The sequence below is a fragment of the Aquabacterium sp. genome, assembly GCF_004297345.1.
Classification (GTDB): domain Bacteria; phylum Pseudomonadota; class Gammaproteobacteria; order Burkholderiales; family Burkholderiaceae_C; genus Aquabacterium.
Window position 1 is genome coordinate 1 of the sequence record NZ_SCTN01000177.1, and the last position, 9,807, is coordinate 9,807.

A 9,807-nucleotide genomic window follows, 5' to 3' on the forward strand; every position below is an offset into this window, starting at 1 on the left:
TCCACAGCAGCGCGGGTAGCGTGCAGGGCGTCTTCAACGCGGGCCTTCTTTTCCTTCATTTCGACTTCGGTGGCAGCGCCAACCTTGATCACGGCAACACCGCCGGCCAGCTTGGCCACGCGTTCTTGCATCTTTTCACGATCGTAGTCGCTGGTGGCTTCTTCGATCTGGATGCGGATTTGCTTGACGCGAGCTTCGATGTCGGCAGCAGCACCGGTGCCATCGATGATGGTGGTGTTTTCCTTGCCCACTTCAACGCGCTTGGCTTGGCCCAGGTCAGCCAGGGTGACCTTGTCCAGCGCCAGGCCCACTTCTTCAGCGATGACCTTGCCGCCAGTCAGGATGGCGATGTCTTCCAGCATGGCCTTGCGGCGGTCGCCAAAACCTGGAGCCTTCACAGCCACAACCTTCAGGATGCCGCGGATGGTGTTCACGACCAAAGTAGCCAGGGCTTCGCCTTCGACTTCTTCAGCGATGATCAGCAGAGGACGGCCAGCCTTGGCAACTTGCTCCAGCGTGGGCAGCAGGTCACGGATGTTGGAGATCTTCTTGTCGTACAGCAGCACGAAAGGGTTGTCCAACAGGGCGGCTTGCTTCTCAGGGTTGTTGATGAAGTAAGGCGACAGGTAGCCGCGGTCGAATTGCATGCCTTCGACGACGTCCAGCTCGTTGTTCAGGCTCTTGCCGTCTTCAACGGTGATCACGCCTTCCTTGCCGACCTTGTCCATGGCGTTGGCGATGATTTCGCCGACGTCAGCGTCAGAGTTGGCGGAGATGGTGCCGACCTGAGCGATTTCCTTGGTGGTGGTGGTGGGCTTGGATTGCTTCTTCAGCTCGGCGATCAGGGCTGCAACAGCCTTGTCGATACCGCGCTTGAGGTCCATCGGGTTCATGCCGGCGGCCACGTACTTCATGCCTTCGCGCACGATGGCTTGAGCCAGCACGGTAGCGGTGGTGGTGCCGTCGCCAGCGTTGTCAGACGTCTTGGAAGCAACTTCCTTGACCATCTGGGCGCCCATGTTCTGCAGCTTGTCCTTGAGTTCGATTTCCTTGGCCACGGACACACCGTCCTTGGTCACGGTAGGGGCGCCGAACGAGCGCTCCAGCACCACGTTACGACCCTTGGGGCCCAGGGTGACCTTGACGGCGTTGGCCAGGATGTTCACGCCTTCAACCATGCGGTGACGGGCGTCTGCGCCAAAGATGACGTCTTTTGCTGCCATGTGAATTCTCCGAAATCAGTGAATGTGGGGGTGTCTTGTCTTGCTTGCGTCAGCGGGCCAATTACTTGGCGACGACGGCAAACAGATCTTCTTCGCGCATGACCAGCAGCTCTTCGCCATCGACCTTGACGGACTGGCCAGAGTACTTGCCGAACAGGACGCGGTCGCCCACAGCGACGTTCAGGGCGATGAAGTCACCCTTGTCATTGCGCTTGCCAGGACCGACGGCGAGCACTTCGCCTTGGTCTGGCTTCTCAGTGGCGGCGTCTGGGAGGACGATGCCCGAAGCGGTCTTGGTTTCTTGTTCCAGGCGCTTGACGATCACGCGATCGTGCAGAGGACGCAGTTTCATGACTTCTCCTGTCTCTTGAGACATCGGTTTGACAATGGCTTCCCAGTAAGTATTTACTCACTTAGAAGCAGATATGAGGCATATCCGACACGCACTGTTAGCACTCATGAGTGTCGAGTGCTAAAGATTATATGGACGAGTCTGAAAGTTTCAAGGGGGCGGGGACCAAACAAAACAGCTGTTGTCGAAGTTTGTAGAAGTTGGCACTTCTGATCAGCTACGGCTCAGGTGCACAGCCAGTTCATGTCCGCCCGCGAGATTCGGGTGCGGCACGCAGGCATAGGGCGGCCTGGGCCAGCGCCAGGCGGTCTCGGGCAACAGGGCCCGCATCGCATTGATGTCGCAGTGGTAGGGAGGGCCCTGAATCTGGCCCTCTTGCGTTGCAGCCGTGCGCAGGATCTGCATGAACAGGGCAAACAGGCTGCCGCCTGGGCGTACCCACGAGGCCAGTTGCCGGCCGTAGTCCACCCAAAGATCAGGGTGGAGCGCGCACATGCAGGTTTGCTCGTACACCGCGTCAAAAGGCCGATCGGGCGCGTAGCTCAACACATCGGCTTGCACGATCTCGGCTTGCACGCCTTCCTGAGCGCAGCGTGCGCGCGCCTGCTCAACGGCGGCCTGGGTGTAGTCCAACCCAACGACCTCAAAGCCGCTGCGGGCCAGTTCCACCACCTCCCAGCCGCGCCCGCAACCGGGCACCACGATGCGGCAAGGTTGAAGCACGCCGCTGTCCAGCCATGCCAGCAACTGCGGGCTGGGGCCGCCGCGATCCCAGCCGGTTTCCTGCTTGTTGAAACGCTCTTGCCAGAAATCAGCGGTGGGGCCTGCCATGGGTGGATCCTGTTTTATCTCGATCAGGCCTTCTTGACGAACTCTGTCTTGAGTTGCATCGGGCCGAAACCATCGATCTTGCAATCGATGTCGTGGTCGCCGTCGATCAGGCGGATGTTCTTGACCTTGGTGCCCACTTTCACGACGGACGAAGAACCCTTGATCTTCAGGTCCTTGATCAGAGTGACCGAGTCGCCATCTTGCAGCACGTTGCCATGGGCGTCCTTCCAGACGCGGGCCTCGGCCACCGCTTCGGCAGGCGCGCTGGCGCTCCACTCATGCGCGCACTCGGGGCAGATGAGCATGTCGCCGTCCTGGTAGGTGTACTCGGATTGGCATTGGGGGCAGGACGGCAAGGTACTCATGGGAATGCTTTCTTGTTCATATACGGGATCCCTTTGGAGTCTACCGCGCCGGTTTCGCTTACCCCCACAAGATAAGTTGCATTACAAATACAGCTTAAAATTCCGCCCCATTGCACGTACGGCCCACGCTCATGCTCCCTCCTCTACATGACCCGACAGCCAATCGATGGGCGCCCGACATGCAAGCCTGGCGTGAATGGCTGCGCGCCTTCCTCCCGGCCCCGATTGCAGTCGATGGCAAAGAACGCGTGCGTGCCATCGCTGGCGCGCTGCTGGGCATCCTGTTCACGGCCAGCATCAGCCGCCTGCTCACAGGCTCGGTGTTCGTGGGTGCCTGGCTGGTGGCGCCACTGGGTGCGAGTGCCGTGCTGGTGTTTGCCGCACCAGCCAGCCCACTGGCACAGCCCTGGTCGGTCGTGGGCGGCAATGTGATTTCCGCTTTGGTCGGTGTGGCCTGCGCCACCTGGATCCCGGATGTGGTGCCCGCTGGTGCCCTGGCCGTGGCGCTGGCCATCACCGTGATGTTTGCACTGCGCTGCCTGCACCCGCCGGGGGGGGCCATGGCGTTGACCGCTGTGCTCGCCCACGCCTCACATGGGCACTTTGCGATTGGCGCCGCGCTGATCAACTCGCTGTTGCTGGTGCTGGTGGGGGTGCTCTATAACGCCATGACGGGTCGCGCCTACCCTCACACGCAGTTGGCGCCGCGTCCCCAGACCAGCAGCCAGAAAACCCGCTTCATATCTGAAGACCTGGACAAGGTGCTGGCGCGCTACAACCAGGTGCTGGACATCAGTCGCGATGACCTGGAGGCTCTGTTGCAGGAGGCCGAAATGGAAGGCATGCGCCGGCGCCTGCAAGACATCCGCTGCCAGGATGTGATGACGCGCGGTGTGATCACGGTGGAATTTGGCTCCTCACTGGAAGAAGCCTGGAACCTCATGCAGCAGCACCGCATCAAGTCCCTGCCGGTGATCGACCGCTCGCGCCGCGTCGTGGGCATCATCACCATGGCCGACTTCCTGCGCAGCGCCGGGCTCACCGGGCATCAGGGCTTCGCCGCCCGCTTGCGCGAATTCATCCGCCCCGATGGCCTGCTGCAATCCGACAAGCCTGAAGTGGTGGGCCAGATCATGACTCGGCAGGTGCGCGTGGCCAGCGCCAATCGCCACGCCATCGAGCTGATGCCTTTGTTCACCGACGCGGGCCATCACCACATCCCCGTGATCGATGATGACAAGCGCATCGTGGGCATCATCACGCAGTCGGATTTCGTTCGGGCCTTGCATCAGCTAGAGTGAAGCCATGCAACTGACGCACTTCACCGATCTGGGCCTGCGCGTACTGATGTACCTCACGCATCAGGACCGCACCGAACCGGCCACCATCAACGAGATCGCGCAGCAGTTCGGCGCCTCGCGCCATCACCTGGTGAAGGTGGTGCACTTTCTGGGGCAACAAGGCTGGATCCTCACCACGAGGGGCAAAGGCGGTGGGCTGGCCTTGGCGCAGCCAGCCGGCTCATACCGACTGGGGCAAATCATCCGCGTACTGGAACGCTCCCCGGATCTGATTGATTGCGCCGAGCCGCCATGCGGGCTGCGAGGCAATTGCCAGCTCAAGGGCTTGCTGGATCAGGCGCTGGACGCTTTCTACGGCACGCTGGACAAGCACACCCTGGCCGATGCGGTGGCCTCGCCCACGAGTGAGGCCATCATCACGCTGCACCGGCTCAGGCCGATGGCGTCATAGCGCCAGGATCTTGGTGATGTAGCGCCGCCCCATGGCGTCTTGCGCAATCAACCACAACGCGTAGTCCACGGCATCACTGGGCACGCTGGAGAACGCGGGAATGATGACCTGATTGGCGCTCAGCGGGCTGATGGAGAACACCTGCTTGGTGGGCGCATTGGTTGCAGGCCGGGTGATGACGGCACGCACTTCAATCACGCGCAAACCTGGATTGGCGGCGGCCCATGTGCTCCATGTCACGGTCATGCCGCTCATCACATCAGCCTGCAGCAATGGCGTGCTGGCCGACAGGCCATCGGGCACGGGATAGACACTCTGATTGGCGGTCGATGGCAAGTCTGCCGACAGGATCTGGCTGTTGGTCTCGCCCACGCCGATGCCAGTGGTCGTGATCTGGAATCGCGAACCGGGGCGAGTGTCAGTGGGGCCCAGCCAGCTGTGATTGGTGGTCGGCAGCACATAGTCCACCACCAGATCACCCGTTTCATAACCCAGACTGGATTGGCTGCTCAAGCACAGGGGCGCAGCGCTTATGCCGCAGTTGTAGAAATGCGAGGTACCCGAAGGCGCCACCACGTCGGCGATCATGGGGGTGACCGAATCTGAGGCTTGAATCAAGGTCAAGAGACCCAGCCCTGGGTTGGGCGCGGTTGGTGAGGTTGGCAAGGCACTGCCATCGCCATTGAGATAAAGCCAGGAAGCGGGATTGATGGACCAGGCGGTCTGCCTGTTGTTGCCCACGAAGGACCAACTGCTCGTGGTGGTCACATAGTTGGCCACGTTCTCGAACACCGCCTGGATGTTGCCAGAGCCATCGCGAACCAGCGCAGACACCCTGACCTTGGTGCATCGCGCCACGAAGGGATAGTCCATGCAGCCCAGCACCATGAACGAAGACAACTGGTAGCCGCTGGCGCCGTAGCCTGCCAGCACGGTGCCGACAGACAAGGCGTTCAAACCGTCTTGCTGCACGAAGGTACTGGCAAACAAGGGTTTGTTGGTGGCAATGTCCAGCGTAGCCAGCTCCGCCGCGGTGATCGTGGGGCGCAGGTTCTCGTTGATCTTGGCGCGAATGGTTTCGAGCCCGCTCAAGGTCGTGATCAATGCCGATGTGCTGGTCGTGGTCTTGATCGTGGTGATGGTGGCGGCTGACGCAACAGCGGGTGTCGCCGCATTGAGGCTGGTGCGTGCGGTGGCCAGGTTGACCACGACTTCAGGACTACCCAGATTGGTCGAAGGACTGCAAGCCGTGCTGGGATTGCAAGGCTGCAGCAAACGGTTGGACAGTTGCAGCAACTCCTCACTGAGGTTGTTGCGGCTGAACTGGATTCGCAGGCTCTCGATCACGGCATCCAGGCCGGTCTTGTCGGGGCTGAAGGTGGCGTCGCTGAAAAAATCGACCAAAGCGGCGTTGGTCAACCGTGCATCGTTGAGGTTCGAGCGAATCACCGTCTTGACGAAGTCGCTGGCCACGGTCAGGGAAGCACTGCTACCCAGCAAGGACCAACGGGCCGTGCGAACGGATGCGCTGCCGGTGGCGGCAGCCTTGCCAGACTGGAAGAACGGCGTTGGGTCGCCCCCCATCAACAAGGCCACCACGGCATTGGTGAGCGGATTGATGTTGGCAATCGTGCGCGTGGCCACGCCACTGACCACCGTTTGCACAACGGAATGCAAGGCCACAGGCGTGCCACCCATGTCCACACCAGTCACCTCAACGAACAAGGGCAAGGTGGGAGAGGAGCAACTCAAGACCAGGCTGTACGTGCCATCTGCCAGCGCCGTGTTGGTTGAACCGCAACTCGCGCCGGTGGCGTCCAGTGCCGTCACCACAGCACCGATCAAGGGCGTGCCCGTTGCGACCACACCGGACAGGGTCACGGGGCCGCTGATTGAACTGCCACCGCCGCTACCACTGCCAGATCCGCCCGACGAGGTCGAACTACCGCCCCCGCCGCCTCCGCCACAGGCCGTCAACGCAAGCGCCACGGCAAAGCCACACACCCAGGCCATGAGCGGCGAGCGCTTGGGGGTTAACGGTGTTTGCATGGCACAACCTCGAAAATGAAATGGACGCACCCTTGGCAAGGGTCCATGTCATTGTCTGGATTGCGCCTCCCACCGAAGGCTGGATAAAGCGGGGCTTCAGCCGCCTGACGCCAGCTTCGCCATCACCTTGGCAATTTCCTGCTGGGACTGGGCCAGGCCACTGCCAGGCACCGTCTCGTGATGCTGCGAATTGATCTGTGCAAATTGGGTTGCCACCTGCTCTGGCGCGTCGGCGCCCACACCGATCAGCACGCCATCGGTCAAAGTGATGTGCGCCGCAGCGAACACACCTGCGCCGGCATTCAGGATGGCGCGCGTCGGCGCCTGCTCGCTGGCGAGGAACAACACGCCGGGCGTGACGCTCTCAGGCGTCAGCATCTTGAGCACCTCGGGCGGCATGATGTCTTGCGTCATGCGCGTGGCCGCCGTGGGCGCCAGGCAGTTGACCCGCACGTTGTACTTCTCGCCCTCCAGCGCCAGGGTCTGCATCAGGCCGACCAGGGCCATCTTGGCCGCACCGTAGTTGGCCTGCCCGAAGTTGCCGTACAGGCCGGACGAGGATGTTGTGAAGATGATGCGGCCATAACCTTGCGCCTTCATGATCTCCCAGACGGCCTTGGTGCCGTAAACAGCGCCCATCAGGTGCACATCCACCAGCAAGCGGAAGTCATCCAGCGTCATCTTCGAAAAACTCTTGTCCCGCAGGATGCCGGCATTGTTGACCAGGATGTCCACCCGGCCCCAGGCCGCCATGGCCTGGTCGATCATGGCCTGCACGGCAACCGGATCCGTTACCGAACCGGTATTGGCCAGCGCCTCGCCGCCGGCGGCGCGGATTTCGGCCACGACTTTGTCAGCCGCCGATTCGCCCGCCGCGCCAGGCACGGAGCCATCGCGCGCAGCGCCCAGGTCATTGACCAGCACCTTGGCGCCACGGGCAGCCAGTTGCAGTGCGTGACTGCGGCCCAGGCCACCACCTGCGCCTGTCACGATGGCCACGCGCCCGTCAAATCGAATGTCTGCGCTCATGTTTCTCTCAGCTTGGGTTGGACAACACAGCCCACATCATGCGGGATCCGAATCCCCCGTGAAAACCCTGAAACGCGTTCCGTGAGGATTTCGCGATCGCTTCCCGCCTTGTCGCCATCCATGCCTTGTTGTCGCATTGACGTATACGTCAACCGATCAACTTCTTCGTAAACTCGTATCAAACAGTTACCAACGAGACATCCCCACATGAGCGACTTCAAGAAAAACGCCCCAGGCGAGATCGTTCCCCGCGAAAAGCTCGACTTCAAGCTCGACGAGAAGACACCTCGCTGGTGGTTTGGCGGCAAGGCCTTCCAGACCCGTCTGTTCGACGGCATGCAGGCCGCCTTCCCCGATGGCGAGCGTTACTTCATCACCAGCGTGCGCGCTTTCCGCAAGCAGATCACCGATGCGAAGATGGCCGAGGACGTGAAGAACTTCATCCGCCAGGAAGGCCAGCACGGCATCGCGCACACGCACTACAACGACCTGCTGCGCAAGCAAGGCGTGGCTGTGGACCAGATCCTGGTGGATGCCAAAGCCTTGTTCGACAAGTACAACCGCGTTTACTCGGCTGAATACAACCTGGCCCTGACCGCCGCCTTCGAACACTTCACGGCCATGATGGCCCAGATGCTGTTCGAGACCAAGGACGTGATGGCCCCAGCCGACGAGAACGTGCGTGCCATGTGGGCCTGGCATGCCATCGAAGAGATGGAGCACAAGGCCGTGGCCTTCGACGTGATGCAGCAAGTGGCCAAGGTGGGCTACTTCAAGCGCTGCATGGCCATGACCCACGCGCTCTACAAGGTGGTGGTCGACAGCATGCGTTTGACCAATCTGCTGCTCAAGGGCGATGGTTTCTCGTTTGGCCAGCGCATGGTGATGTGCGCCAAGGGTGCCTGGTGGCTGTATGGCCCAGGCGGCTTGTTCGCACGCAACACGCTCAAGCTGATGGAGTACTACAAGCCTGGCTTCCACCCCTGGCAGCACAAGGTCATCCACAGCTACCCGGTGTGGGTGCGCACCTTCGAATCCACGGGCGATCCGATGCGTGCAGGTGCAGCGCTGTTCCAGGCCGCACGCTGATCCATCCTTAGCCGTAAAGCACCAACAGGCCGCCAAAGTGCGGCCTGTGTGCATTTCTCTACGCCTTGAATGACGCATCTAGGGCGAACCCTTCTTGTTGCACGCGCGGCAACAGCGCGAAGATGAAGCGACTCGGACGGGGGCCCCATGGCTGTCTCGGTATTTGACCTGTTCAAGGTGGGCATCGGCCCATCGAGCTCGCACACGGTAGGCCCGATGCGGGCAGCCAAGCTCTTTGCCCATCGCCTGCTCGCATCTGCGCAGCTTGACGCCGTGCGCCGGCTGCGCATCGAGCTTTACGGTTCGCTGGGCGCCACGGGTTATGGGCATGGCAGCGACAAGGCTGTGCTGCTCGGGCTCATGGGGCACGACCCCGACACCGTGCCGGTAGATGACATTGATCAGTTGATCGCCAACGTGCGGCGTGAAAGCAGCCTGCCTTTGCTGGGTTCACACGAGGTGCATTTCAACGAGGAGCAAGACCTGCTCTTCATTCCCCAGCAGTCACTGCCTTTTCATCCCAACGGCTTGCGCTTCTCTGCTTTCGATGGGCAGGGTGAACTGCTGCAGCAAGCCGTGTATTACTCGGTGGGCGGCGGCTTTGTGCTCAGCCAGGAAGCGGCGGATGACACCAGCAGACAGCAGCAAATCGCCCCGGATGCCGATGTACTGCCTCTGCCTTTCCACAGCGGCGCGGACCTCCTGGCGCTGACCGCACAACACGGCATCAGCATGGCCGAACTCATGCGCCGCAACGAGCGCCATTGGCGCGACGACACACAGATCGATGAAGGCCTGATGCGAATCTGGCATGCAATGCAAGCCTGCGTACAACGTGGATGCGAGCATGGCGGTGTGCTGCCAGGCGGCTTCCAGGTCACGCGACGCGCCCCGGGCTTGCATGCCAGGCTCACGGCCACCAACGTCACGCACGACCCTTTGCATGTGATGGACTGGGTCAACCTGTTCGCCCTGGCCGTCAACGAAGAAAACGCAGCCGGTGGCCGCGTGGTCACAGCACCAACCAACGGTGCCGCTGGCATCGTGCCCGCCGTGCTGCACTACTACTGGCGCTTTGTGCCCGGCGCATCTGAACAGGGCGTGATGAGCTTCCTGC

The 9,807-nt window shown here is 61.5% G+C and carries 10 protein-coding genes; 4 read left to right on the forward strand and 6 right to left on the reverse strand.

Annotation, left to right across the window (positions count from 1 at the left end):
- The 4 genes from groL to EPO09_RS05980 form a co-directional block, all read right to left on the reverse strand.
- The coding region (gene groL / locus EPO09_RS05965) for a chaperonin GroEL (protein ID WP_290641175.1) at positions 1-1,223 on the reverse strand (1,223 nt) is incomplete at its 3' end.
- A gap of 61 nt (positions 1,224-1,284) precedes the next feature.
- Positions 1,285-1,575: a co-chaperone GroES gene (gene groES / locus EPO09_RS05970; RefSeq protein WP_290641177.1), complete on the reverse strand. Its 291-nt coding sequence runs from the start codon at positions 1,573-1,575 to the stop codon at positions 1,285-1,287.
- Positions 1,576-1,788: 213 nt separating this feature from the next.
- Positions 1,789-2,406 (reverse strand): methyltransferase domain-containing protein, encoded by a 618-nt coding sequence (locus tag EPO09_RS05975; protein WP_290641179.1) that lies wholly within the window; start codon positions 2,404-2,406, stop codon positions 1,789-1,791.
- A gap of 23 nt (positions 2,407-2,429) precedes the next feature.
- Complete coding sequence (locus EPO09_RS05980) at positions 2,430-2,771, reverse strand: zinc ribbon domain-containing protein YjdM (protein ID WP_290641181.1); 342 nt, start codon at positions 2,769-2,771, stop codon at positions 2,430-2,432.
- A gap of 179 nt (positions 2,772-2,950) precedes the next feature.
- Here EPO09_RS05980 and EPO09_RS05985 point away from each other — a divergent pair, with 179 nt between their 5' ends.
- Positions 2,951-4,072 (forward strand): HPP family protein, encoded by a 1,122-nt coding sequence (locus tag EPO09_RS05985; protein WP_290641183.1) that lies wholly within the window; start codon positions 2,951-2,953, stop codon positions 4,070-4,072.
- A 4-nt stretch (positions 4,073-4,076) separates the two neighbouring features.
- Positions 4,077-4,523 (forward strand): Rrf2 family transcriptional regulator, encoded by a 447-nt coding sequence (locus tag EPO09_RS05990; RefSeq protein WP_290641185.1) that lies wholly within the window; start codon positions 4,077-4,079, stop codon positions 4,521-4,523.
- Here EPO09_RS05990 and EPO09_RS05995 read toward each other — a convergent pair.
- Complete coding sequence (locus EPO09_RS05995) at positions 4,518-6,572, reverse strand: hypothetical protein (RefSeq protein ID WP_290641187.1); 2,055 nt, start codon at positions 6,570-6,572, stop codon at positions 4,518-4,520. The genes EPO09_RS05990 and EPO09_RS05995 overlap by 6 nt on opposite strands.
- 96 nt (positions 6,573-6,668) lie before the next feature.
- Positions 6,669-7,601, reverse strand: coding sequence for an SDR family NAD(P)-dependent oxidoreductase (locus EPO09_RS06000; RefSeq protein ID WP_290641189.1), 933 nt, complete (start codon positions 7,599-7,601; stop codon positions 6,669-6,671).
- Between the two features lie 207 nt (positions 7,602-7,808).
- Here EPO09_RS06000 and EPO09_RS06005 point away from each other — a divergent pair, with 207 nt between their 5' ends.
- Both EPO09_RS06005 and EPO09_RS06010 read left to right on the forward strand, forming a co-directional pair.
- Entirely contained in the window at positions 7,809-8,690 is an 882-nt protein-coding gene (locus EPO09_RS06005) for a metal-dependent hydrolase (RefSeq protein ID WP_290641191.1), read from the forward strand.
- 147 nt (positions 8,691-8,837) lie between these two features.
- A partial coding sequence (locus EPO09_RS06010; protein WP_290641193.1) for an L-serine ammonia-lyase occupies positions 8,838-9,807 on the forward strand: 970 nt, incomplete at its 3' end.

What these genes read in the sequence shown, in the direction of transcription:
- groES (WP_290641177.1), bottom strand. Translation starts at nt 1,575, where the DNA reads ATGAAACTGCGTCCTCTGCACGATCGCGTGATCGTCAAGCGCCTGGAA.
- EPO09_RS05975 (WP_290641179.1), bottom strand. Translation starts at nt 2,406, where the DNA reads ATGGCAGGCCCCACCGCTGATTTCTGGCAAGAGCGTTTCAACAAGCAG.
- EPO09_RS05980 (WP_290641181.1), bottom strand. Translation starts at nt 2,771, where the DNA reads ATGAGTACCTTGCCGTCCTGCCCCCAATGCCAATCCGAGTACACCTAC.
- EPO09_RS05985 (WP_290641183.1), top strand. Translation starts at nt 2,951, where the DNA reads ATGCAAGCCTGGCGTGAATGGCTGCGCGCCTTCCTCCCGGCCCCGATT.
- EPO09_RS05990 (WP_290641185.1), top strand. Translation starts at nt 4,077, where the DNA reads ATGCAACTGACGCACTTCACCGATCTGGGCCTGCGCGTACTGATGTAC.
- EPO09_RS05995 (WP_290641187.1), bottom strand. Translation starts at nt 6,572, where the DNA reads ATGCAAACACCGTTAACCCCCAAGCGCTCGCCGCTCATGGCCTGGGTG.
- EPO09_RS06000 (WP_290641189.1), bottom strand. Translation starts at nt 7,601, where the DNA reads ATGAGCGCAGACATTCGATTTGACGGGCGCGTGGCCATCGTGACAGGC.
- EPO09_RS06005 (WP_290641191.1), top strand. Translation starts at nt 7,809, where the DNA reads ATGAGCGACTTCAAGAAAAACGCCCCAGGCGAGATCGTTCCCCGCGAA.